Origin of the sequence: Kurthia sp. Dielmo (assembly GCF_000307285.2) — a bacterium.
GTDB classification, from domain to species: domain Bacteria; phylum Bacillota; class Bacilli; order Bacillales_A; family Planococcaceae; genus Kurthia; species Kurthia populi.
In genome coordinates this window covers 30594-54824 of sequence record NZ_HE578962.1, presented here as the reverse complement: position 1 = coordinate 54824, position 24231 = coordinate 30594, and the positions used below count along the sequence as shown (strand labels likewise).

The 24231-nt window shown below is 37.2% G+C and carries 23 protein-coding genes and 1 other annotated feature; of the genes, 9 read left to right on the top strand and 14 right to left on the bottom strand.

Annotated elements, in window-relative coordinates:
- Window position 1 precedes the first annotated feature (1 nt).
- The 6 genes from KTHG_RS16960 to KTHG_RS16935 all read left to right on the top strand — a co-directional run bounded on the left by KTHG_RS16960 (window position 2) and on the right by KTHG_RS16935 (window position 3866).
- Window positions 2-529 (top strand): tryptophan transporter, encoded by a 528-nt coding sequence (locus KTHG_RS16960; protein WP_139995459.1) that lies wholly within the window; start codon window positions 2-4, stop codon window positions 527-529.
- Between the two features lie 201 nt (window positions 530-730).
- Window positions 731-1135 (top strand): YtxH domain-containing protein, encoded by a 405-nt coding sequence (locus tag KTHG_RS16955; protein WP_126991225.1) that lies wholly within the window; start codon window positions 731-733, stop codon window positions 1133-1135.
- 157 nt (window positions 1136-1292) lie between these two features.
- Window positions 1293-1811, top strand: a complete 519-nt coding sequence (locus tag KTHG_RS16950; RefSeq protein ID WP_186439678.1) for an HTH-type transcriptional regulator Hpr — start codon at window positions 1293-1295, stop codon at window positions 1809-1811.
- 162 nt (window positions 1812-1973) lie between these two features.
- A complete protein-coding gene (locus tag KTHG_RS16945) occupies window positions 1974-2513 on the top strand; it encodes a DUF3267 domain-containing protein (protein ID WP_126991224.1) in 540 nt (179 codons plus the stop codon).
- Between the two features lie 63 nt (window positions 2514-2576).
- Window positions 2577-2762: a hypothetical protein gene (locus tag KTHG_RS16940; protein ID WP_029500876.1), complete on the top strand. Its 186-nt coding sequence runs from the start codon at window positions 2577-2579 to the stop codon at window positions 2760-2762.
- Window positions 2763-2951: 189 nt separating this feature from the next.
- Window positions 2952-3866 carry a peptidylprolyl isomerase gene (locus KTHG_RS16935; protein WP_139995457.1) on the top strand — a complete coding sequence of 305 codons (915 nt, stop codon included), beginning with the start codon at window positions 2952-2954 and terminating at the stop codon, window positions 3864-3866.
- A gap of 87 nt (window positions 3867-3953) precedes the next feature.
- Here the strand turns inward: KTHG_RS16935 and yhaM are convergent, their stop codons facing one another.
- Window positions 3954-4889 (bottom strand): 3'-5' exoribonuclease YhaM, encoded by a 936-nt coding sequence (gene yhaM, locus KTHG_RS16930; RefSeq protein ID WP_126991222.1) that lies wholly within the window; start codon window positions 4887-4889, stop codon window positions 3954-3956.
- A 201-nt stretch (window positions 4890-5090) separates the two neighbouring features.
- Here yhaM and KTHG_RS16925 point away from each other — a divergent pair, with 201 nt between their 5' ends.
- Complete coding sequence (locus KTHG_RS16925; protein ID WP_126991221.1) at window positions 5091-5276, top strand: YhzD family protein; 186 nt, start codon at window positions 5091-5093, stop codon at window positions 5274-5276.
- 51 nt (window positions 5277-5327) lie between these two features.
- Here the strand turns inward: KTHG_RS16925 and KTHG_RS16920 are convergent, their stop codons facing one another.
- A complete protein-coding gene (locus KTHG_RS16920; RefSeq protein ID WP_139995455.1) occupies window positions 5328-6110 on the bottom strand; it encodes an enoyl-CoA hydratase in 783 nt (260 codons plus the stop codon).
- Window positions 6111-6479: 369 nt separating this feature from the next.
- Window positions 6480-6720 (top strand) — a binding site (T-box leader).
- 72 nt (window positions 6721-6792) lie between these two features.
- Here KTHG_RS16920 and KTHG_RS16915 point away from each other — a divergent pair.
- Together KTHG_RS16915 and serA are read left to right on the top strand one after the other, a co-directional pair.
- The gene (locus KTHG_RS16915; protein WP_139995453.1) at window positions 6793-7965 is read left to right on the top strand and encodes a pyridoxal-phosphate-dependent aminotransferase family protein; all 1173 of its coding nucleotides are present in this window, start codon (window positions 6793-6795) and stop codon (window positions 7963-7965) included.
- Window positions 7966-7979: 14 nt separating this feature from the next.
- Window positions 7980-9566, top strand: a complete 1587-nt coding sequence (serA, locus tag KTHG_RS16910; RefSeq protein WP_126991218.1) for a phosphoglycerate dehydrogenase — start codon at window positions 7980-7982, stop codon at window positions 9564-9566.
- Between the two features lie 243 nt (window positions 9567-9809).
- On the opposite strand, the gene KTHG_RS16905 is transcribed toward serA, so the two are convergent.
- The 12 genes from KTHG_RS16905 to KTHG_RS16850 all read right to left on the bottom strand — a co-directional run bounded on the left by KTHG_RS16905 (window position 9810) and on the right by KTHG_RS16850 (window position 24160).
- On the bottom strand, window positions 9810-10601 hold the full coding sequence (locus KTHG_RS16905; RefSeq protein WP_126991217.1) for an HAD family hydrolase: 792 nt from the start codon (window positions 10599-10601) through the stop codon (window positions 9810-9812).
- Between the two features lie 170 nt (window positions 10602-10771).
- Window positions 10772-12403 carry a peptide ABC transporter substrate-binding protein gene (locus tag KTHG_RS16900; RefSeq protein WP_126991216.1) on the bottom strand — a complete coding sequence of 544 codons (1632 nt, stop codon included), beginning with the start codon at window positions 12401-12403 and terminating at the stop codon, window positions 10772-10774.
- Between the two features lie 200 nt (window positions 12404-12603).
- Entirely contained in the window at window positions 12604-13521 is a 918-nt protein-coding gene (locus KTHG_RS16895; protein ID WP_126991215.1) for an ABC transporter ATP-binding protein, read from the bottom strand.
- A gap of 1 nt (window position 13522) precedes the next feature.
- Complete coding sequence (locus KTHG_RS16890) at window positions 13523-14602, bottom strand: ABC transporter ATP-binding protein (protein ID WP_139995451.1); 1080 nt, start codon at window positions 14600-14602, stop codon at window positions 13523-13525.
- Window positions 14603-14613: 11 nt separating this feature from the next.
- The gene (locus tag KTHG_RS16885; protein ID WP_126991213.1) at window positions 14614-15531 is read right to left on the bottom strand and encodes an ABC transporter permease; all 918 of its coding nucleotides are present in this window, start codon (window positions 15529-15531) and stop codon (window positions 14614-14616) included.
- Window positions 15528-16460: an ABC transporter permease gene (locus tag KTHG_RS16880; protein WP_126991212.1), complete on the bottom strand. Its 933-nt coding sequence runs from the start codon at window positions 16458-16460 to the stop codon at window positions 15528-15530. Before KTHG_RS16880 ends, KTHG_RS16885 begins: the two co-directional genes overlap by 4 nt.
- Window positions 16461-16652: 192 nt before the next feature.
- Window positions 16653-18296, bottom strand: a complete 1644-nt coding sequence (locus KTHG_RS16875; RefSeq protein WP_139995449.1) for a peptide ABC transporter substrate-binding protein — start codon at window positions 18294-18296, stop codon at window positions 16653-16655.
- Between the two features lie 283 nt (window positions 18297-18579).
- On the bottom strand, window positions 18580-19479 hold the full coding sequence (locus tag KTHG_RS16870; protein ID WP_126991210.1) for an ABC transporter ATP-binding protein: 900 nt from the start codon (window positions 19477-19479) through the stop codon (window positions 18580-18582).
- Window position 19480: 1 nt separating this feature from the next.
- On the bottom strand, window positions 19481-20560 hold the full coding sequence (locus KTHG_RS16865; RefSeq protein ID WP_139995447.1) for an ABC transporter ATP-binding protein: 1080 nt from the start codon (window positions 20558-20560) through the stop codon (window positions 19481-19483).
- Window positions 20561-20580: 20 nt separating this feature from the next.
- Window positions 20581-21516 (bottom strand): ABC transporter permease, encoded by a 936-nt coding sequence (locus KTHG_RS16860; RefSeq protein ID WP_139995445.1) that lies wholly within the window; start codon window positions 21514-21516, stop codon window positions 20581-20583.
- Window positions 21516-22445, bottom strand: a complete 930-nt coding sequence (locus tag KTHG_RS16855) for an ABC transporter permease (RefSeq protein WP_126991207.1) — start codon at window positions 22443-22445, stop codon at window positions 21516-21518. The genes KTHG_RS16860 and KTHG_RS16855 overlap by 1 nt, the downstream gene beginning before the upstream one ends.
- A gap of 86 nt (window positions 22446-22531) precedes the next feature.
- Window positions 22532-24160: a peptide ABC transporter substrate-binding protein gene (locus KTHG_RS16850; RefSeq protein ID WP_139995443.1), complete on the bottom strand. Its 1629-nt coding sequence runs from the start codon at window positions 24158-24160 to the stop codon at window positions 22532-22534.
- Window positions 24161-24231: the final 71 nt, after the last annotated feature.

Here is a 24231-nt window from a genome sequence, read left to right as displayed (position 1 = left end):
TATGAAAACGAAAAATTTAGTGTTAATGGCTTTACTGGTTGGGGTTGGATGCGCATTGTATCTAGTAATTCCTGGGATTATGGGTGGAATGAAACCGGACTTTATGTTAACGATGATGTTTGTCGGCATTCTATTATTCCCAAATACGCGTGATGTCTTTTTACTAGCTTTAACAACGGGTATTTTATCTGGTCTATTTTCTACATTCCCTGCAGGCTTTTTACCAAATATTATCGATAAATTCGTCACAGCATTTATTTTCTTTGCATTAATTGTCGTACTGAAAAAAGTATCACAAAAAGTTGCAGTATCTGCTGTTCTTGTTGGTATTGGTACATTTATTTCAGGTAGTGTCTTTTTAGGATCAGCCATCTTAGTCGTTGGTGCAGAGATTCCATTCACAGCATTACTTGCTTCTGTTGTATTACCAGCAATCGTCATTAATATTGTAGCTTTTGTGATTATCTATCCGATTATCACAGGCTTAGTCAAACGGTCAAACTTTGATACTGCTGCCTCTCACGCGTAGGTACTCTAAAAGAACCTTTATCTTAAAAGATGAGGTTCTTTTTTATGCTCCGATAATGAAACCCAGCTTTTTCAAATCTTTTTTTTGCGTTGAAATCGCGCTACGACGCTTATTTCATGGCCAAGCATAGCTTTATATTGTAATAATATGTTTTAATAGAGTAAATCAAGGCAATAATATGTTTGAAAGGGGTCGTAACATATGAATATGAAATCATCACTTTTAGGTCTAGCAGTCGGAATCGTTGGAGGAGCTACAGCTATGCTACTATCAACGCCCCAATCAGGTAAAGACGTCCGCCAATCATTTAAATCGACAAAAGAAGCTAGTCAGGAAGTCGGTAGTGAACTACAACAACGTTTTTCTAGTATAAAGGATGCAGTAGATATGATTAAGTCTGAAGTACAGACAACTCTGCCAAATGTAGTCGCTGATGTCAAAACTTCTGTGCAGAAATTCCAAGAAGACACTGCACCAATTCAAAATCGTTTAAAAGGTAATATTGATGCAGCAAGCCAATCTGCTAACGAATTAGGTCAGGCAGCGAGCGAAATGTCGATGGAAGTAGAAAAATTAGTCAATCGATTAACATTTAAAAAACAATAAAACGTGCAATAAAAAACATTCATGACATGTAGTGGATTACAATACATGTCATGAACCATAAATTTTTAGAATTATTCGTATTTTTATTAAAACCAGCTTGTATACTTTTGGGAAATAATGTTATAATATAAAGAAAATTGCGAAAGTGGTGATAGCTATGTCTGAAGAAATAAACTCGGCACAAGAAGCCATGTTATATACTCAACGCATCGCTCATCTTTCAAAGGCGCTTTGGAAAGCTGTCGAAAAAGATTGGCAAGCGTGGATTAAACCATTCGATTTGAATATTAACGAACATCATGTCCTAAGCATCGCAGCAAATTTACAAGGTGCTTCTATTTCGGATATTGCAAAGTTTGGCGTAATGCATGTTTCGACTGCGTTCAATTTTTCTAAAAATTTAGAAGAACGTGGCTTGCTATCATTCTCAAAACGTGATGATGACAAACGAAATACATATGTGGAGATTACAGAGAAGGGTCAAGCGTTATTGAAAGAAATCGATGACAGCTTCAATTCTACTAACCACGCTGTATTAGAGGGGTCTCTTCCTTTAAAAGAAATGTACGGCAAGTTCCCGCAATATCTAGAATTAATGGCTGTTATTCGTAATATTTATGGCGACGATTTTATGGATATTTTCGAAAAATCATTCAAAGACTCTGAGAATGGCTAAATAAATTGTTCCAAGTAATCCCTCTATTGTAGCAACTACAATAGAGGGGTTATTTTGTCTTTAAATCATTTTTTATCTGATAGTAGTTAAAAAGCTTGCTTTTCCCTATGAAAAAGATTAATGTTATGTATCGAGAATTTTAAATGAATGGAGATGCGTAACTTGCATTGCTGGAAAACCATTAATGTACAAAAACACTATGGCCACGATCGTATTTTATTGATGTCAATCATAAGTATGCTCGCTGTATTTTCTGTTTTTTATATCGCATTAAATGTATTTCGCCATGAACCAGTTTCAGATAAACTGTTTCCATTGTTCATCATTGTATTATTGATGATCTATCCCGTGCATAAATTATTACATTTCTTGCCGCTAATTAAAGAAAAAAAACATATTCGTTTTCATATAAAGTATTATTTAAAAATCGTACCAATATTAAAGTTGCACGTAACAGAACCTGTCCTTAAATCTCGTTATATCACATCATTAATCGTACCATTTATCGTAATCAATATAATTTTGATTATAGGTGCACTAGTGTACCCATCATTCCGTCATTATTTCACACTTTTACTCGCTTTTCATAGCGGATTATGTTTAATTGACTTGTTATATGTGAAACATTTACTAAAGGCACCTAAAAAAGCATTAATCGAAGAAAATGATAAAGGTTTTCAAATCTTAATTCCCTTGCGTTAATGTTGTGTTTTTGCCCTGGCATTTGATATGCTTAGTAAATAGTACGAGAGAGGAGGAATGGACATGATCGTATTATTCGTTATTTTATTTTCTGTCTTTTATTTATTCCAAATTAATAAAATGACAGCGACTTTATGTGCAAGACGTGAAATCCCTGAGGAGAAGCAACCTAAAGTCTACAAAACGATTAATATTTTAATCACGATCCTGCTCGTTTCTTTCTATATTGAAGTGACGATGGCTGTATAAGAAAAAGAAGCAATTATGTAGATATACATAGTCGCTTCTTTTTTTATGTTATTTTATACCAACTTTTGTCATAGTAAAATCAGTTTATAATTATAATATAGGCAACCTTTTCCTTTTTTAAAACGTTTATGTTATAGTTACAAAAGTAGATATATTCTGAAGCAAAAGTTGGGAGAGAAAACGATTATTATGAACATCAAAAAAGGTATTTTAGCAGCAACATTAGCTACATCTGTACTTACTCTTGCAGCATGTGGTAATGGCGGCATGGATGAAAAAGTAGCAACATCTAAAGTGGGCGACGTTACAGTCGAACAATTATACAAAGAAATGAAAACATCAGCTGGTAGCCAAGCACTTCAATTAATTATGCTTGAAAACGTATTGTCTGATAAATATAAAGTTACTGATAAAGAAGTAGACAAAAAAGTTGAAGACCAAAAGAAACAAGTGGAAGCACAAGGAACTGACTTCAAAACCTACTTAAGTTCTCAAGGTATGACTGAGGATACGTTTAAACGTTATGCCAAACTTTCTTTATTACAAGAAGCGGCTCAACGTGATGGCGTAAAAGTTTCGGATGAAGAAATTAAAACATATTACGATCGTCTAGGTAAAGAAGTAAAAGCAAGCCATATTTTAGTAGCTGATGAAAAAACAGCGAAAAAACTTAAAAAACAATTAGATGATGGTGCTGATTTTGCTAAATTAGCGAAGAAAAACTCAACAGATACAGGTTCTGGCGCTAACGGCGGTGAACTAGGTTGGTTCGGTCCTGATGAAATGGTTGGCGCATTCACTGATGCTGCTTACTCAATGAAAAAAGGCGAAATTTCTGACCCTGTAAAATCTGATTATGGTTACCACATCATCAAACTTGAAGGTACAAAAGACAAAAAAGTCGATGGTACTTTAGACGAGAAAAAAGATGAAATCAAAAAGACTCTTCAATTAGCAAAAGCAAAAGCAGAAGATCCTAACCAAACAAAACTACAAGAAAAAGTTTCAAAACTGATGAAAGATGCAGACGTTAAAATCGAAGATAAAGATTTAAAAGACGCATTAGCTAGTTTCTTAGGCTCATCAACTACTGAAAGTAAATAATTTTATAACGAAAGAGTCGGTTCTCTATTGAGAGCCGACTTTTTTGCATACAAAAAAAGAACTGCCAAAGCAGTTCTTTTCGTAGTATTAAATAGTTGGTTTATAGAATGAACGGTTATCTAACGCAAATAGTCGCTCTGTAAATTCACCTGGTTCTGTTTTACTTAATGCTCGTTTTAGCATATTCATCTTCGCATCGATATTATCGATGTAGAATAACATCTCTGCCTCTTGTAGCATTGGTTTTTTCGGGCTACCATATTCTTCTTTACCATGATGAGACAGTACCATATGTTCTAATAACATGACTTCTTCTCCATCGATTTCAAGCTCTGCTGCTGCCTTTTCGATTTCAGATACCATAATGTTAATATGCCCAAGTAAGTTCCCTTTTGCCGTGTAAACTGTCGAAATCGGACCTGATAATTCAATTACTTTACCGATATCATGTAAAATAACTCCTGCATACAATAAATCGCGATTTAATGTTGGATATAGATCACAAATCGACTTTGCAAGACGCAGCATTGATGTTTCATGCTCTAAAAGTCCAGAAGCATACTCATGGTGATTTTTTGTAGCTGCAGGGAATGTCATTAGTTGCTCTTGGAATTTGCGTACGATATGACGTGTGATACGTGAAATATTTGGATTTTTAATTTCAAAGAAATATTGACTAAATTCTTCGTATAATTGTTCTTTTGGTGTTTCAGATGATTGAATTAAATCTTCTACGCCAATTGTTTCGTCTGGGCGTAATGGGCGAATTTGTTTAATACGCAGTTGCAATTTACCACGGTAATCTTGAATTTCCCCACCAATGTGTACAACAATTCCTGCTGGATAAAGACGTACTTGTTCTTCGCCTGCATCCCAAAGTTTGGCCTCAATACTACCACTTTTATCTTGTAAAATCAGTGTCATAAATGGTTTCCCCATTGTTGTGACACCTTTTGTTGATTGTTTAATCAATAGATATTGATCGACTGAATCTCCTACTTTTAACGTTGCAATACCGCTCATGTGGAGTTCGTCCCCCTTCATTTTCAGCTTGCCAAATAATTCGGCTTCACTTCATTTATTTACATTATTTATTGTACCATTTTGCCCGATTGAGTAACATAAAAATGCCGAAACCAATTGTTTTTTGATGAATTATTTTCCATTTTTTTGTATAATGAATATAAGTTCATTTACAATTTTAAACAATTAGGGGTGGAGAAAATGACATCATATCGTTTTACAGCATTTGAGAAGACAGGCGAATCATTATTCGATGAGGATTGGGAATTCGAATCAGACGATATCGCAAAAGAACAAGGTGCACAAAAGATTGAAGAACTAGGACTGACAGATAAAACACATCGTCTAGTGAATAATAAAGGAAAATTAATTGTTTTTCATGTGTAACGCGAAATAAAAGGAGAATGCGCACGAATCAGTTGCGCATCCTCCTTTTTTCTATTCTCCATTAAATACTGGCTGGCGTTTTTCTACAAAGGCTTGAATTCCTTCTAAATGATCTTTCGTTGCACGCATACGCGGTTGCATTTCCGCTTCCTGTGCTAAATATTTGTCTAGTTTATTTTCTTGCGAACCGTTTAATAAAAGCTTTGTTTCAATCTTCGCTACTAATGGTGTTTGAAGTTGTTGCGCAACAAACTGCTGCGCTACTTCTTTTGCCATACCATTTTCTACTACAATATCTGCCAAATCCCATTCAACGGCCTCTTCACCGTCCATAACGCGACCTTCCCAAATCATTTGCTTCGCCTTCACAGCGCCTACACGTTCTTTCATAAAGAAATGGCCGCCACCATCTGGAATAAGTCCAATGCCGATAAAATTCATCGCTAACTTTGCATCTTGCTCAACAATCACATAATCACAAGCAAGCGCCAAACTTAAACCAAAACCTGCTGCTGCACCGTGTACGACCGCTACCGTCACCGCTGGAAGCATATACAACGCCTTAATCGCACGCGTTAAATACGTCATGACCTGTTCGGTATCCGCTCCTACTGAAGCACCTTTTAACATTTCTTTAATATCACCACCTGCTGAAAAAACTTTTTCAGCTCCTTGTAGCATGAGAATCTGAACATTCTCTTTGTATAGTGCTTCAAAACATTCAGCTAAATCTACGGCCATTTGTTCATTTAATGTATTCATCGCCTGTGGACGGTTTAAGGTAACAACTGCTACCTTATCATTCACTTCACATAAGATTGTTTCGTATGTCATTGTTAACACTCCTTTATGAATAATCATTCACTTCTTTTGCTATATTCGCTACATAACCGAGAAATTCCTTTAATATCCGTAGAATTTTCTAATTATTTAAACTTTTATCGCTTTAGGAAAATGAAGTTTTCTTAACCAGTTTCTATTGTAAAAGATTCGATAGTTGTATAGGTTGGGTTTTTTGTTTTCAATAAAAATGCTTAATTTATGTCCTCTCATAAAGGACGAACATTAATTACAATAAAAACGTTATTTGTTCGTTTTTTATCTTTTTAGTTACCTTTTTCTAGTTATTTTAAAATTAATAATGAAATAAATATTGACATTACTGAATAATCGCTTTAATATTGTGTTAAATTCAAATCACGCAAAAATACGTTGAAAGAGACATACTTATATTTTTGAAAGCCTCACAGCGAGCTGGTGGTCGGTGCAAATCAGCGGTTTCAATTATAAGTTCCACTCCCGAGTAGATCTTCTGAAAATTCCAAAGTAGGAAGATTCGTCACATGCACGTTACGCATAAAGCAAAGCCTCGTTCTTATTTTGAACAGGAAAATTAGGGTGGTACCGCGTTACTAAATTGTTAATTTAGCCTTTCGCCCCTACAGTCATAGACACACGTCTGCGATTGTATGGGATGGAAGGCTTTTATTTTTAACTTTGAGAGGAGCTTTTGTTTATGTTACAAGATTATCAAGTGTTACGTATTCCAGGTCCAACTCCAGTTCCACCACGTGTGAACCGCGCAATGACACAGTCAATGGCTGGGCATCATGCGCCGCAAACTTATCAAATTATTCAAAATATTAAACCTAGACTGAAAAGTTTTTTTGGGACATCGCAAGATATTTTAATGATTGCAGGTAGCGGTACATCCAGTCTTGAAGCTGCTGTCGTCAATGTAACGACGAAAGGCGATAAAGTACTTGTTCTTTCAACAGGTGTTTTTGGCCATCGTTTTACAGAGATTTGCGAAAGCTATGAATTAGATGTAGACGAATTTACTACCGAGTGGGGCCAACCGTTCCCACTTGATGAAGTAATTGAACACATCAAACAACATCCTGATATTAAAGCAGTGTTCTCAACATTTTGTGAAACGTCAACAGGTGTTCTAAACCCTGTTGGTGAACTTGCTAAAGCCGTCCATGCCATTAATGATGACATCATCGTTATTGCTGATGGTGTTTCAGCCGTTGCTTGTGCTGAAACAAAAATGGACGAATGGGGTCTCGACATTGTCGTTACTGGCTCACAAAAAGGCTTTATGCTCCCTACTGGTTTAGCATTTATTGCCGTAAGTGACCGCGCTTGGAAAGCTATTGAACAAAATGATACAAAGGGCTACTACTTAGACCTAACAAAACATCGCGATGCCCTCGAAAAAGGTAACACCCCTTTTACACCTGCTCTTGGCCTTTTCCATGGTCTTGATGCAGTCCTGGATCAATTAGAAGAAGAAGGCGTTGAAGAAGTATATGCTCGTCACACGTTAATGCGTGACATGACACGTGCAGCTTTAAAGGCGCTCGACGTGAACTTACTTGTTGAAGATGCTTATGCATCCCCTTCTGTGACGGCTGTTGCCCCTACAGATTTTGATGCACAGGCCTTCCGCAAAGTGCTGAAAGAAGATTTCAATATCGATGTCGCAAGCGGGCTTGAAAAAATGACCGATACCATTTTCCGCATTGGTCATATGGGCTATTGCTCACCTGCTGACGTACTTCAATATATTAGTGCATTTGAAATTGCCTTAACGAAAGTTGGAAAAACAATCGAGCTTGGCGCCGGTACTCGCGCCGCTCAAGAAATTTACTTACAAAAAACTACAACAACTGTGACACAATAAGGAGAGAATTAACGATGGCTATTAACATTTTAATCAGTGACCCACTAAGCGAAGATGGTATTTACCCACTACGTCAAGAGAAAGAATTAGATTTAAATATTGACATTAAAACTGGCCTTCAACCAGAAGAATTAAAAGCGATTATTGCTAACTATGATGTATTATTAGTACGTTCTCAAACAAAAGTAACGCGTGACATTATCGAAGCTGCTGACAACTTAAAACTTATCGGACGCGCTGGCGTTGGTGTGGACAACATCGACCTTGAAGCTGCAACTGAAAAAGGGATTATCGTTGTTAACGCTCCAGATGGTAACACAAACTCTGCTGCTGAGCATACAACAGCGATGATTTTCGCTCTTGCTCGCCACATTCCACAAGCGTTCATTACACTAAAAGAAGGCCGTTGGGATCGTAAAAAATTCGTCGGCGTTGAGCTTAAAAACAAAACGCTTGGTGTTATCGGCTTCGGTCGTATTGGTCAAGAAGTGGCACACCGTGCAAAAGGTAACCGCATGAACGTTATCGCATACGATCCGTTCTTAACTGCTGAAAAAGCTGAAAAAGCGGGCGTAGATTACGGTTCAGTAGAAGATGTTGCGAAGGTAGCAGATTTCATTACTGTTCACACACCATTACTTGATTCTACTCGTCATATGATTAACGAAGATATCTTTAACGTCATGAAAGATGGCGTTCGTATCATCAACTGTGCACGTGGTGGTATTATCGATGAGGAAGCACTATATAATGCAATCGAATCTGGTAAAGTAGCGGGCGCTGCATTAGATGTTATGGAGGAAGAACCATTCGTAGGTAACCGCCTATTAGATCTTCCACAAGTTATCGCAACACCTCACTTAGGTGCATCTACAGTAGAAGCACAAGAATCTGTAGCAGTAGACGTAAGTAATGATATTCTATCTTACTTCAACGTTGGTACAGTTCAAAACCCTGTAAACATGCCTTCAGTTCCTAAAGATGTTGTAGCAAAAGTTGAACCATTCTTTGAATTAGGTGAAAAAATCGGTGCATTCGCAATGAACTTAACAGAAGAAGCTGTAAATGAAATCAACATCTACTACTCTGGTGACGTCGCAAACTATGATGTGCGTCCATTAACGAATAATACAGTAAAAGGTGTACTTACTCGTAACTTAGGTAACCATGTAAACAACGTAAACGCTCGCTACCTTGCTGATCGTAACGGCATCAAAATTAGCGAACAAAAATCTACACAAGCTCGTGCATTCTTAAGCTCAATTACAGTTGAAGTTATCACTGAAAACGAAAAACATTCTGTAAAAGGAACATTACTAAACGGCCTTGGTGCTCGTATCGTACAAGTTGACCAATATGTAGTAGACGTTGTTCCTGAAGGTAACTTACTATTCATCAAGCACACAGATAAACCTGGTGTAATTGGTCGTGTAGGTACTTCATTAGCTGAGCAGAACGTCAACATTGCAACAATGCAAGTTGGTCGTGCTGATGAAGGTGGCGATGCAATTATGATGTTAGCAATTGACAACACAGTTGAAAGCTTAGACTTCGTTATCGCAACAGAAGGCGTATTCGACGCAAAAGAAATCAAACTATAAAGTATACGTAAAAGAGGCTTAGGAAAATTCCTAAGTCTTTTTTTATGCGCTAAAAAAGCATGTCTTGCGAAATAATTCCGTAAGACATGCTCAGTAGCACTAACTATATAATCGATACAAAACAATCGCAATTGTTAAAATCATCGCAATAACTGCCATAGACATTTTTTTATTTGATTTGTTAGGCATCGCTCCCACTCCTTTTCTATTCGTTTAGAACGTTTAAAAAAGGTGATAAGTTCATTATAATGAGTCGATTAATGGTTTTAATTTTGTTAAGGTATCAATTTCATATGTAGGTACGACAACATCGTTAGGTGCCTTATCCTCACGGTTTATCCATACATTACGCATATTGACGCGAGATGAGCCTAGAATATCTGTCATTAAGTTATCGCCTACCATAAGACATTCTTCCGCATTCCCATCTGCAAATGTCAAAACATGTTCAAAAATAGAGGCATCTGGTTTCCCGATACCAAAATCACCAGAAATAATAATTTTATCGAAATAAGGTACAAGCTCTGGTGTAATTTCTAATTTTTTATTTTGAAGGCTCGGTGCCCCATTTGTTAAAAGAATTAATTGATAGTCTTCTTTTAAACTATCTAACACCGCGTATGTTTCATCATATACACATGGACTTGCAATACGATTCTCGACAAATTTTTCACCTAGCTCATGTCCAAAATCCTTATCATCAATACCATATTCTTTTAAACCTGCTGTCCATGCATCACTACGATATGTTGGCACGATGGCTTTCATCTTTTGAAAATCCTCTGTCGGGTCATCAAAATGGCCCCATAAACCTTCAAATGGATTAATTCCGATTTGTACCGTATAATCATATGTTTCATAGCCTTCATAAAGTGTACGTGCTGCACTGCGCACATAGTCTTCTAATTTCGCTCCATCAATTTGAGGATATTTTTGCGCTGCTTGTACACAAGTCTTCGCAAAGGCATCTGCAATACTTTTTTTATCCCATAAAAGCGTATCATCTAAATCAAAAATTACTGTTTTAATTGCCACTAAAGCCAGCTCCTTTAAGCATTATGTATGTTTGTATCGTATCATAATTCTCCGCTTAAAAGTCTGAAATTTCAAAGAATAATAGAATCTCTGCATAACAAAGGAATAGATCATTATTGTTCGTAACAAAAAAACAAGAGCTGCATTATGCAACTCTTGTTTCATCTTCATTATTTTTCTACTGAAACCCATTTTAAATCGATGAAGCCCATTAAGTTTGGTTCCATATTTTTCACATAATCTTTTTGTACATAGGTTGTTGTGTAGTAGTAAACAGGAATGACTGGGAATTGCTTCATCGCAATATCCTCTGCTTGTTGTAAATACTCTAAGCGTTTGTCTGTATCTGTTTCTTTTACAATTTTACCCATTAACTCTTTATATTCTGCATCTTCCCAGCCTGTATCGTTATTGCCGTTATTTGCAGATGTAAACATTTCTAAGAATGTGTATGGATCGTTAAAGTCAGCAATCCAACCTTGGCGACCAAGATCATATTCTTTTGCACTTAATTTATCTAAGTACACTTGCCATTCTGAGTTATCGATTGATACATCGATACCTAGATTTTTGTGCCAGCCTTCTTGGATATATTGTGCAATTGCTGAATGTGCTTCAGATGTGTTGATTGAAATACCAATTTTAATATCTTTTGCATCTTTAATACCTAATTCTTTCATTCCTTCAGCTAAAGCTTTTTTCGCACCTTCAATATCATTATCTTTGAAGTATTCTTTTTCTTCATAGTTTTGAATTGCTGGTGGTACCATGCCTAGCGCTGGTTTTTGGTCTGCTTTTAATACGTTATCAATTAATCCTTGACGGTTGATTGATAATGCTAAGGCTTTACGGATATTCACATTTTCCATGTATTTCGCTGTTGTGTTCACTTTGTACCAGTATTCTGCTGCAAAGTCTTGTACTTGTAATGATTTATCTTTTTTGTAGCCTTCAATTGCATCAAGTGGAATCGCTTGGAAGTCCCCACCAATGAAATCGATGTCACCACTTGTGAACATACGATTTGCTGTTGCTTGGGATTCGATCATTTGGATATTTACGTTGTCTAATGATACGTTGTCTTTATCCCAGTAGCTATCGCTTTTAGCTAGAACAATTTTGTCATTATGCTTCCACTCTGAAAGCTCAAATGCACCATTTGTTACGAAGTCTTTACCTGCATCAGAGAACCATTTGTCATTCCCTTCAGCAACTTTATGATTGATTGGCATATATGTGTAGAATGCTGTTAATTCTAAGAAATAAGGTGTTGGGTTTGTTAATGTTACTTTTAATGTTTTATCATCAACTACTTCGATGCCAACATCTTCAACTTTCCCTTTACCTTCATTGTAGTCTTGTGCACCTTTAATCGCATATAAGATTGAAGCGTACTCTGAAGCGTTTTTCGGATCTAATGCCCATTTCCATGCATAAGCAAAGTCTTCAGCAACAACTGCGTCACCATTTGACCATTTTGTATCACGTAATGTAAATGTATATGTAAGTTTATCGTCACTTACTTGTACATCTTCTGCTGCTGCATTTTCTGGCTTTCCGTCTTTACCAACGCGTGTTAAGCCTTCAAATACGTTTTTAATAACTGTTCCTGATGTTGCATCTGTTGCCATCTGTGGATTTAATGATGGTGGCTCAGACATAATGGATACATTTAATTCTTGTGCTTTTTCTCCATTTTCTTTTGTACCAGAATCTTCTTTTGAATCGCCGCCGAAATTACATGCTGCTAAAATACTCATAACAAGTACTAACAATAATAAAGGTAATAAGCGTTTCTTCATGTTGTCATCCCCTTTGTTGTTAGAAAATAATTAATTTTCTAAAAAATTATAACTCTAAAAGTATTTTACCATAAATATCTATAATTTGAATATGCTGATTTTCGATTCATTTATTCTCAGAACGAGAAGTGTCTATAGACTTATTTGTGCTACATAAAAAAATCAGCACGTGATAAGCACATGCTGACTTCATTAAAAAATTATTGTAGTTTAACTTTCTTACCAGTATACCAACGACCAATTTGCTCATCTGTGGCATATACAAAATGTCCCTCGAACACTTCATGCATAGATAATTCTCCTTCAGGCTCTTCATCCTTATAAGGAATACGCTTACGCGTTGCCTCTGATAATGGATCAGGTAACGGAATTGCTGATAATAATGACTTCGTATATGGATGCACTGGATAATTATAAATATCTTCAGATGTTCCAATTTCAACGAGCTTACCACGATGCATTACTGCAATACGGTCTGAAATATATTTAACCATCGATAAATCATGTGCAATAAATAAATACGTTAAATCGCGCTCTTTTTGAAGTTGCTTTAATAAATTGACGACTTGTGCCTGAATCGATACATCCAGCGCCGAAATCGGTTCATCCGCAATAATAAACGATGGTTCAAGACTAAGCGCGCGTGCAATGCCAATACGTTGACGCTGACCACCTGAAAATTCATGCGCATAACGATTCGCATGCTCTCGGTTTAAGCCAACCGCCTCTAGTAGCATCCCTACACGCTCACGACGTTCTTTTTTATTTTTATACATCCCATGAATTTCAAAGCCTTCTGAAATGATTTCACCGGCAGTCATACGTGGATTAAGTGATGCGTATGGATCTTGAAAAATCATTTGCATTTCTTTATTAAAACTACGTAGCTCTTTTGACGACATTTTATCCTGTACATTGCGTCCATTAAATTTGATTTCACCGCCTGTAATATCATACAAACGAATGATTGAGCGTCCTGTTGTAGATTTACCAGAGCCTGATTCTCCTACAAGGCCAAGTGTTTCACCTTTATATACATCAAAACTAATACCATCAACTGCTTTAATGGTGCCAAAGTGCTGCTTCAAATCTTTTACTTCTAAAATCTTCTCCGCCATACTATTCACCGCCCTTTCCAAGTTCAATACTAGTTTCATCATTTTTTTCTAAATACCCTTCAATACGCTTACGCACCGCTTCTGGTACTGGTACATGAGGTGCGTCTGGATGAAGTAACCATGTTTTCGCAAAATGCGTCTCACTTACTTGGAACATTGGTGGCTGCTGCTCATAGTCAATCTGAAGAGCAAATTCATTTCGTGCCGCAAAAGCATCCCCTGCTGGTGGATGAATTAGATCGGGTGGAGATCCGGGAATCGTACGTAATAATTCATCTGCATCATTATCAAGGTCTGGCATAGAGCCAAGTAATCCCCAAGTATATGGATGCTTTGGATTGTAGAAAATTTCATTTGCGGTACCATATTCAACAATTTGTCCAGCATACATAACTGCTACAGTATCGGCTACATTAGCAACAACACCAAGGTCATGGGTAATGAAAATAATCGACGTATCACTCGTACGTTGAATTTGCTTCATTAGTTCCAAAATTTGTGCTTGAATCGTTACATCAAGTGCCGTTGTTGGTTCATCTGCAATTAGAATTTTGGGTTCTGCTGCAAGTGCTATCGCGATTACTACACGCTGACGCATCCCACCTGAAAACTCATGTGGATATTGTTTAAACCGTTGTTCTGGAAATGGAATGCCTACCTCATCTAATAATTCAATCGCACGTTTTTTTGCTTCTTCTTTTGTAGCTACTTTTTTATGCTTCAAAATTACTTCCATGATTTGTTTTCCGACACGCATTGTTGGATTTAATGCTGTCATCGGATCTTGGAAAATCATTGCAATATCATTCCCACGAATTTTCGTCATTTCCTTCTCTGTTGCCTTCACTAAATCCTTACCCTCAAATAAAATTTCACCTTCTGCATAGATTGCTGGTGGCTGTGGTATTAACTTCATAATCGCATTACTCGTCACTGATTTTCCTGAGCCCGATTCTCCTACGATTGCAAGAGTCTTCCCTTTTTCAAGTGAAAAATCAACTCCGCGTACGGCTTGGACAAGGCCCGCATACGTTTTAAAATTAATCTTTAAATTCTTTACTTCTAAAATCGTTTCACCCATTGTCGTCACCTCTATTTTCGTAGTTTAGGATCGAGCGCATCACGAAGACCATCGCCGACTGCATTAAATGCAAAGATTGTTATTGAAATTAAAATAGCTGGGAAAATTAAACGCCAAGGCGCTGTATCAATGGCATTATTACCATCTGATGCCATCGTCCCCCAAGAAGCCATTGGTTGTGGTACACCTAAGCCTAAAAAGCTTAAAAATGCTTCCGTAAAAATCGCACTTGGAATTGTTAATGTCATCGTTACCAAAATGGCCCCTAATGCATTCGGAATTAAATGTTTCGAAATAATATGCCCTGTCGAAGCTCCGAGTGTACGTGCCGCTAAAACATACTCTTGATTTTTTATTGATAATACTTCCCCACGCACAATACGAGCCATATTTACCCAACCTGTAATTGATAGCGCGATAATGATTGGCACTAAACCTGGCTTTAACACAACTAATAAAATAATCACGACTAATAAATATGGAACCGCTGTTAATACATCGGCAATACGCATCATGATATCATCGACACGACCGCCAACAAGTCCTGAAATAGAGCCCCATAAAACACCGATAATTAAATCAATGACAGCTGCTGTAATTCCGATAAATAATGAGATACGCGCGCCAAACCACACACGTGTAAAAACATCCCGCCCAAGGTCATCTGTACCGAACCAATTTTTCGCAGATGGTGGTCCATTATAGACACCTAGTTGCTGACTATATGTGTACGGTGAAAATATTGGCACAAAAATTGCCATTAATGCAACAATCGCTAAAATAATAATGCCAATGATTGCAAGCTTATTATGACCAAAGCGCAGTCGCACTTCCTTCCAAAATGATACGGATTTTTCAGCAAGCTGGTCAGTTGCTGCATGGTTTCCGCCTACAACGGTGAATTTTTCTCTTGGAATTTGTTGTGTCATGCTTTTTTGCCTCCTTTAAGCTTGATACGTGGGTCAATAAAGCCGTATAAAATATCAACTAATAATACTGCTAAGAGTAAAATAATCGAATAGAATACGGTCGTCCCCATAATAACGGTATAATCACGGTTTGTAATACTCGTTACGAAATACTTACCAAGCCCTGGGATAGCAAAAATTTGTTCAACGATGAAACTACCTGTAATAACCCCCGCAAATAATGGCGCTAAATACGTGACAACGGGTAGTAATGCATTACGTAATGAGTGCTTAAATAATACGCCCCATTTTGACAAACCTTTTGAACGTGCCATCTTCACATACTCACTATTGTTTTGCTCAAGCATCGATGAACGAACAAGTTTCGCGATAAAGCCCATATGTGTAACCGCTATCGCTGTTGCAGGTAAAATACTGTAAATAAACCCGTTCCAACCACTGATTGGGAAGAGCTGTAATTTGAGGCCGAGGAAATATTGCAAGAGTCCAGCCAAGATAAAGGATGGTACAGATATGCCGAGCACAGCAATGGTGGTGACAACATAGTCTACACCCCGATTATGATAGAGCGCCGCAACGGACCCAAAAAGCACACCGAGCCCGACAGCAAGTATCATTGCTTCAATCCCAAGTGTTAATGAAATTGGGAAACTTTCCGCAATCATATCGTTTGTTGAGCGACCTTTGTATTTCATTGATTCACCAAAATCTAATTGTGCTGTTGATACTAAATAATCCTTATATTGAATATACCAGGGATTATCGAGACCATACTCAGCATTTAATTGCGCTTCAATTTCTGGTGGGAAGCTTTTCTCGGATGCAAATGGACTACCAGGAGCTAAACGCATGAGGAAGAATGTAATTGTAATAATGAGAAACAGCGCGATAAATATATACACAAACCGTTTCATAATATACTTAAGCATAAAAACCCTCCATTCTGTTGTACGTCAGTCATTTTATTTAAATGACTGGTTCCCATTGGCTGATGCGACACTACTTCGACAATCTATACCACAAACCCATAAATTTCATGTCTAATTTCACCATAACAAAAGCTGTTCATAATCAATGATTATAAACAGCTTTGTCAGTGTGATTATGTGTTACTCATAATCTTATTTTTCGATATCTACATCTTTCAAGTTTACGTTACCAAGTTTATCTGGTCCCATGTTCTTCACATAGTCTTGAGCTACGTATTCACTAGAATAGAAGTAAACTGGAATAACAGGCATTTCATCCATTAGGATTTTTTGACCGTCTTTTAAGAATTCTGTACGTTTTGCTTCATCTGTTTCTTTCACAGCTTTAGCCATTAACTCTTTGTATTCTTTATTTTCCCAGCCAGTATCGTTGTTACCATTCTTAGCTGTATCATAACGCTCTAAGAATGTGTAAGCATCGTTGTAGTCAGCAATCCAACCCATACGAGCTACTTGGTAATCAAGAGCAGATACTTTATCTAAAAATACTTGCCACTCAGCATTATCGATTGTTGTTTCGATACCTAGGTTTTTCTTCCAACCTTCTTGAATGAACTGTGCTACTGCAGCATGTGCTTCAGAAGTGTTGATTGAAATACCAATTTTTAAATCAGACGCATCTTTAAGACCTAGCTCTTTAAGACCTTTTTCAAGGTATTTTTTCGCTTCGTCTGTATTGTTGCCTTCGAATAAGTTGTTGTCATTTTCGTAGCCTTCGATTGCTACAGGGACATCAGCTAATGCTGGTGTTTGACCACCTTTTAATACATTTTTGATTAAGCCTTCACGATCGATTGACATCGCTAATGCTTTACGGATGTTAACATTTTTCGTTGGACCTTCTTTAGTGTTTAATTTGTATTCATAAACAGCCGCATAAGGTTCAGATTTTAAGATACCTTTGTCTTTGTATGTGTTCATTTTGTCTAAAGATACCACATTATATGGAGCACCTAAATAATCTAAGTTACCGCTATCGAATTCACGGTTAGCAGTTGCTTCAGATTCAATCATTTTTACGTTTACTGTAGATAGAGCTACATTGTCTTTATCCCAGTAATCTTCGTTTTTCTTCATTGTGATTGAATCATTGTGTTTCCATTCGTCTAATGTGAATGGACCATTTGTTACATACGTATCGCCTGCTTCAGCAAACCAGTTATCATTTTCAGAAACTACTTTTTCATTTACTGGCATATACGTATAGAACGCTGTTAATTCTAAGAAGTATGGTGTTGGATTTTCTAGTGTTACTTCTAATGTTTTATCATCTACAACTTTAATACCTAAATCTTCAACTTTCCCTTTACCTTCATTGTAAGCTTGAGCGCCTTTAATTGGGTATAGGATTGAAGCATACTCCGATGCATTTTTTGCATCTAATGCCCATTTCCAAGCATAAGCGAAGTCGCCTGCTACTACTGGGTCGCCATTTGTCCATTTTGCATCACGAAGTGTGAATGTATACGTTAATTTATCATCGCTAACTTTCACATCTTCCGCTGCTGCATTTTGAACCTTACCATCGCTATCCACACGCGTTAAACCTTCAAAAACATTTTTTACGATGGCACCAGAAGTGCTATCTGTTGCTTTTTGCGGATTTAATGACGGTGGTTCTGAAGTAATTGATAAGTTCAATGTTTTGTCAGCTGATTTGTCGCCGCCAGATGATTTATCGCCATCTGACTTATCATCGCTGCCGCCAAAGCCACAAGCTGCTAGTACAAGCATTAATGCTGCTAATAAAGCAAGTAATGAGAACTTTTTCTTCATTATTATCCCCCTTGTCTGTTCGACACGTTTTTTCCGTTACCACCCGAATCAGTAACTACTTATACTATACCAAAATCTTTTTCAGAAAAAAACAAATATATTAATTTTTCCGAAAATTATCTTATTTAAACTTGCTTATGCTCTTCTGCCCATTTTAAAACTATTTAAGAATATTATGACTTCCGTAATAATTATGCAAAAAAACGTATTAAAAAAGCGCTCCAACAACTGTTGAAACGCTTCTTTTGACTATTAAATGAATACATTATTTTCTAGTAAAAAATTAATGTTTATACCATTGTTTTACTTGCGCATCTGTACCGTATACAAAGTGTCCTGGGAATACTTCATGACTTTTCGCATCGTCTCCTACTTCTTCGTGTTCATATGGAATACGTGTACGAGTTGCTTCTGAAATTGGATCTGGTAATGGGATTGCTGATAGTAACGATTTCGTATAAGGATGAACCGGATAATTGTAAATATCATCCGCAGTTCCTAATTCAACAATTTGACCGCGACGCATTACCGCAATACGATCCGAAATATATTTAACCATTGATAAATCATGAGCAATAAATAAATATGTTAAGCCACGCTCTTTTTGCAGTTGACGTAGTAAGTTTACTACTTGTGCCTGAATCGATACATCAAGCGCCGAGATTGGTTCATCCGCAATAATAAATGATGGGTCTAAGCTTAGTGCACGTGCAATACCGATACGTTGACGTTGACCACCTGAAAATTCATGTGCATAACGATTCGCATGTTCTCGGTTTAAACCTACTGATTCGAGTAATGTACCGATCTTTTCTTTACGTTCTTTTTTATTCTTATACATACCATGAATATCAAAGCCTTCAGAAATGATTTCACCAGCTGTCATACGAGGGTTAAGTGATGCATATGGATCTTGGAAAATCATTTGCATATCTTTATTAAATTGTTTTAATTCTTTTGCTGATTTTTTTCCGTGAATATCTTTCCCTTGGAATATAATCTCCCCGTCTGTAATATCGTACAGACGAATAATTGAACGACCCGTTGTTGATTTACCACAGCCAGACTCACCTACAAGTCCAAGTGTTTCACCTTCATAAACATCGAAACTGATACCATCTACGGCCTTGATTGAACCAAAATGCTGTTTTAAATTTTTTACTTCTAAAATTTTTTCAGGCATTTTATTCACCAACCTTTCCTAAATCAATACCTGCTTCTTTATTCTTTTGAATATACCCTTCAATACGTTTACGTACCGCTTCTGGTACTGGTACATGAGGTGCATCCGGGTGAAGTAACCATGTTTTTGCAAAATGCGAATCACTAACTTGGAACATTGGTGGATCTTGTTCGTAATCGATTTGCATCGCAAATTCATTACGTGCTGCAAAAGCATCTCCTACTGGTGGATGGATTAAATCTGGTGGTGAACCTGGAATCGTACGCAATAATTCATCCGCATTATTATCAAGGTCTGGCATTGAGCCAAGTAAACCCCAAGTGTATGGATGTTTTGGATTATAGAAGATTTCGTTCGCTGTACCATATTCAACAATTTGACCCGCATACATAACAGCCACACGATCCGCAATATTTGCTACAACACCAAGGTCATGAGTAATGAAAATAATCGCTGTATTACTTGTACGTTGAATTTCTTTCATTAACTCAATGATTTGTGCTTGAATCGTTACATCAAGTGCCGTTGTTGGTTCATCCGCAATTAGTAATTTTGGTTCCGCTGCAAGCGCAATCGCGATAACAATACGTTGACGCATACCACCCGAAAATTCATGTGGGTATTGTTTAAAACGTTGCTCTGGGAATGGAATACCGACTTGATCAATTAATTCAATTGCACGTTTTTTCGCTTCTGCTTTTGATGTATTTTTTTTATGTTTTAAAATAACTTCCATGATTTGCTTACCAATACGCATTGTTGGATTCAACGCTGTCATTGGATCTTGGAAAATCATCGCAATTTCATTACCACGGATTTTCGTCATTTCTTTTTCAGTCATTGGTACAAGGTCACGACCATCAAATAAAATCTGGCCTTCTGCATAGATACCAGGTGGCTGAGGAATGAGTTTCATTAACGCATTACTTGTTACAGATTTACCTGAACCTGATTCCCCTACGATACAAAGAGTTTCACCTTGTTTGACTTCGAAGTTTACGCCACGTACGGCTTGTACGATACCTGCATATGTTTTGAAGTTGATTTTTAAATTTTTTACTTCTAATAAATTTTCACTCATTTTCTCACCTACTTTATTATTTACTTACGAAGTTTTGGATCTAGCGCATCGCGTAAGCCATCGCCTACTGCATTAAATGCAAAGATTGTGACAGAGATTAAAATAGCTGGGAAGATTAAACGCCACGGCGCTGTATCTAACGCATTGTTACCGTCAGATGCCATCGTACCCCAAGAAGCCATTGGTTGTGGTACACCTAAACCTAAATAACTTAAGAATGATTCTGTGAAAATCGCACTTGGAATCGTTAATGTCATTGTTACTAAAATAGCACCTAATGCATTGGGTACTAAGTGTTTCATAATAATATGTGTTGTATTAGCACCTAATGTACGGGCTGCTAATACATATTCTCGACTCTTAATAGAAAGAACTTCGCCACGAACAATACGAGCCATGTTTACCCAACCTGTGATTGAAAGTGCAATAATCATTGGTAATAAACCTGGTTGTAATACAACTAAAAGGATGATTACTACTAATAGGTAAGGTACTGCAGTTAATACATCGGCAATACGCATCATGATATCATCCACACGACCGCCTACAAGACCTGCAATAGAACCCCATGCAACACCGATAATTAAATCGATAACTGCAGCTGTAATACCAATGAATAGGGAAATACGGGCACCCATCCAAGCACGTACAAAGATGTCACGACCAAGGTCATCTGTACCGAACCAATGTGAAGCTGAAGGTGGTGCATTGTAGACACCTAATTGTTCGCGATAGCTATAAGGAGATAACCATGGTACGAAAATAGCCATTAACGTAACGATGATTAAAATAAAGAACCCAACAATCGCTAGTTTATTATGCATGAAGCGTAAACGCACTTCTTTCCAGAACGATACTGATTTTGCGGCTAGCTGATCTGTTTGATCATGCTTACCACCAACAACCGTAAATTTATCTTTTGAAATTTTCGGTAAATTCTCATTTGATTGAGTCATTATTTTTTTCCTCCTTTCAGATTAATTCGTGGATCGATTAATCCATAAATAATATCGACGATTAATACTGCTAATAATAAGATAATTGAGTAGAACACTGTCGTACCCATGATAACCGTGTAATCACGGTTTGTAATACTTGTTACGAAGTATTTACCTAGACCAGGAATCGCGAAGATTTGTTCGACGATGAAACTACCTGTGATAACCCCTGCAAATAGTGGTCCTAAGTAAGTAACTACTGGTAGAAGTGCATTTCGAAGGGTATGTTTGAAGACGGTCGTCCATTTACCGAGCCCTTTTGCACGCGCCATCTTCACATACTCACTACTGTTTTGTTCAAGCATAGATGAACGCACAAGTTTAGCGATAAAGCCCATATGTGTAACGGCGATTGCAAAGGCCGGCATAATACTGTAGATGAAGCCGTTCCATCCACTAATTGGAAGGAGTTGCATTTTCAGACCTACGAAGTACTGTAGAAGACCCGCTAATATAAAGGAAGGGACGGATATTCCTAGCACGGCAATTGTCGTACCGAGATAATCCGGGAATCTATTATGATACAGCGATGTGATAACTCCGACTAAAACACCGAGTCCGACCGCTAAAATCATCGCTTCAACACCTAGTGTTAACGAAATTGGGAAACTTTCCGCAATCATATCGTTTGTTGAACGACCTTTGTATTTCATTGATTCACCAAAATCAAATTGTGCTGTAGATACTAAATAGTCCTTATACTGGATGTACCAAGGATTGTTTAAACCATATTCTTCTTGTAGCGCTGCTTCAATTTCTGGCGGTAAGCTTTTTTCAGAAGCAAACGGGCTACCAGGGGCAATTCTCATTAGGAAGAATGTTAGTGTTACGATGACGAATAATGCGGCAACGATGTACAATAAACGCTTGAAAATATATTTAATCATTCTTTCAGCCTCCTTAACCTCTTAATAATAGAATAAGAGGACTGCTAGGCTTAGCCTGCAGTCCATTGGTAAATCTAGTGTGCGAATTATTTCGCAATTTTTACATCTTTAAGGTTGATGTTACCTAATACATCTGGCTCCATACCTGTGATTCCGTCTTTCACTACGAATAGAGAAGTGTAATCATAGATTGGTGCAGCTGGATAATCAGCCATAAACACAGCTTCTGCTTTTTGTAAGAATGCTAGACGTTTTTCAACATCTGTTTCTTTTTGTGCTTTCGCCATTAATGATTGGTATTCTTTGCTTTCCCAACCAGTTTGGTTATTGCCGTTATCAGCTGTTGTGTAAAGATCTAAGAATGAAGTTGAATCATTGTAGTCAGCTGTCCAACCCATACGAGCTACTTCGAAGTCACCGCTGTCCACTTTGTCTAAGTAAACTTGCCATTCAGAGTTGTCAATTGTTACATTCACACCTAAGTTTTTATGCCAGCCTTCTTGAACATATTGTGCAATTGCAGCATGTGCTTCATCTGTGTTGATTGAAAGTTTGATGTTGATGTCAGAAGCATTTTTGATGCCAAGTTCTTTCATCCCTTTAGCAAGTGCTTCTTTCGCACCTTTCATGTCATTATCTTTAAAGAATGTTTGTTGAGAATCCCATCCATTGATTGACATTGGTACGATACCATTAGCAGGTTTTTGTTCACCTTTAATTACATTGTCAATTAATCCTTGACGGTTGATTGCTAATGTTAAAGCTTTACGAATGTTTTTGTTTTTCATTACGTCATCTTTTGTATTGAATTTGTATAGGTATACAGATGCAATATCCGAGATTTGTAGTGATTTGTCTTTTTTGTATGTATCAATTTTATCAAGAGATACTGATTGGAATGGAGAGCCTAGGAAATCTAAGTCGCCACTTTCAAACATACGACTAGCTGTTGCTGAAGATTCGATCATTGCAATGTTGATTGTATCAACATCTACACTGTCTTTATCCCAGTAGCTATCTGATTTAGCTAATGTTACTTTGTCGTTGTGTTTCCATTCTTTTAGTGTGTATGGTCCGTTTGTTACGTAGTCTTCACCAGCATCTGCGTACCATTTATCATTTTTCTCAGCCACTTTTTTATTGATTGGCATATAAGAATAGAATGCTGTTAATTCTAAGAAATAAGGTGTTGGGTTATTAAGTGTTACTTCTAATGTTTTATCATCAGTCGCTTTCACACCAACAGCGTCTGCTTTACCTTTACCTGTGTTGTAAGCTTCTGCGCCTTTAATAGCGTAGAAAATGTAAGAGTATTGAGACGCATTTTTAGGTTCTAAAGCCCATTTCCAAGCGTACTCAAAATCTCCTGCTGTTACTTGGTCACCATTTGACCATTTTGCGTCGTCACGTAATGTGAACGTATAAGTAAGTTTATCATCGCTAACTTTTACATCTTCTGCGATTGCGTTTTCAACTTCACCTTTTTCATCTACACGAGTTAAACCTTCGAATACCCCGTTTAAGATTGATCCAGATTGTGTATCTGTCGCTAATTGCGGATGTAAGCTAGGTGGTTCTGAAGCAATTGAAAGATTTAATGTTTTGCCATCAGATTTAGAATCTTCAGACTTTTCATCTCCGCCGCCAAAGCCACATGCACCGAGCACTAATGTAAGAGCTGCGAGAATTGCTACCCATAAAAAGTTTTTCTTCATGTTGTGTTCCCCTCTAATGCCTATAAAGATTTGCGTTATATTTATAACGTATTAATACTATATCAAACAAA

Coding starts and splice junctions, on each gene's coding strand:
- KTHG_RS16960 (WP_139995459.1), top strand. CDS start 2: ATGAAAACGAAAAATTTAGTGTTAATGGCTTTACTGGTTGGGGTTGGA.
- KTHG_RS16955 (WP_126991225.1), top strand. CDS start 731: ATGAATATGAAATCATCACTTTTAGGTCTAGCAGTCGGAATCGTTGGA.
- KTHG_RS16950 (WP_186439678.1), top strand. CDS start 1,293: ATGTCTGAAGAAATAAACTCGGCACAAGAAGCCATGTTATATACTCAA.
- KTHG_RS16940 (WP_029500876.1), top strand. CDS start 2,577: ATGATCGTATTATTCGTTATTTTATTTTCTGTCTTTTATTTATTCCAA.
- KTHG_RS16935 (WP_139995457.1), top strand. CDS start 2,952: ATGAACATCAAAAAAGGTATTTTAGCAGCAACATTAGCTACATCTGTA.
- yhaM (WP_126991222.1), bottom strand. CDS start 4,889: ATGAGCGGTATTGCAACGTTAAAAGTAGGAGATTCAGTCGATCAATAT.
- KTHG_RS16925 (WP_126991221.1), top strand. CDS start 5,091: ATGACATCATATCGTTTTACAGCATTTGAGAAGACAGGCGAATCATTA.
- KTHG_RS16920 (WP_139995455.1), bottom strand. CDS start 6,110: ATGACATACGAAACAATCTTATGTGAAGTGAATGATAAGGTAGCAGTT.
- KTHG_RS16915 (WP_139995453.1), top strand. CDS start 6,793: ATGTTACAAGATTATCAAGTGTTACGTATTCCAGGTCCAACTCCAGTT.
- serA (WP_126991218.1), top strand. CDS start 7,980: ATGGCTATTAACATTTTAATCAGTGACCCACTAAGCGAAGATGGTATT.
- KTHG_RS16900 (WP_126991216.1), bottom strand. CDS start 12,403: ATGAAGAAACGCTTATTACCTTTATTATTGTTAGTACTTGTTATGAGT.
- KTHG_RS16895 (WP_126991215.1), bottom strand. CDS start 13,521: ATGGCGGAGAAGATTTTAGAAGTAAAAGATTTGAAGCAGCACTTTGGC.
- KTHG_RS16890 (WP_139995451.1), bottom strand. CDS start 14,602: ATGGGTGAAACGATTTTAGAAGTAAAGAATTTAAAGATTAATTTTAAA.
- KTHG_RS16885 (WP_126991213.1), bottom strand. CDS start 15,531: ATGACACAACAAATTCCAAGAGAAAAATTCACCGTTGTAGGCGGAAAC.
- KTHG_RS16880 (WP_126991212.1), bottom strand. CDS start 16,460: ATGCTTAAGTATATTATGAAACGGTTTGTGTATATATTTATCGCGCTG.
- KTHG_RS16875 (WP_139995449.1), bottom strand. CDS start 18,296: ATGAAGAAAAAGTTCTCATTACTTGCTTTATTAGCAGCATTAATGCTT.
- KTHG_RS16870 (WP_126991210.1), bottom strand. CDS start 19,479: ATGCCTGAAAAAATTTTAGAAGTAAAAAATTTAAAACAGCATTTTGGT.
- KTHG_RS16865 (WP_139995447.1), bottom strand. CDS start 20,560: ATGAGTGAAAATTTATTAGAAGTAAAAAATTTAAAAATCAACTTCAAA.
- KTHG_RS16860 (WP_139995445.1), bottom strand. CDS start 21,516: ATGACTCAATCAAATGAGAATTTACCGAAAATTTCAAAAGATAAATTT.
- KTHG_RS16855 (WP_126991207.1), bottom strand. CDS start 22,445: ATGATTAAATATATTTTCAAGCGTTTATTGTACATCGTTGCCGCATTA.
- KTHG_RS16850 (WP_139995443.1), bottom strand. CDS start 24,160: ATGAAGAAAAACTTTTTATGGGTAGCAATTCTCGCAGCTCTTACATTA.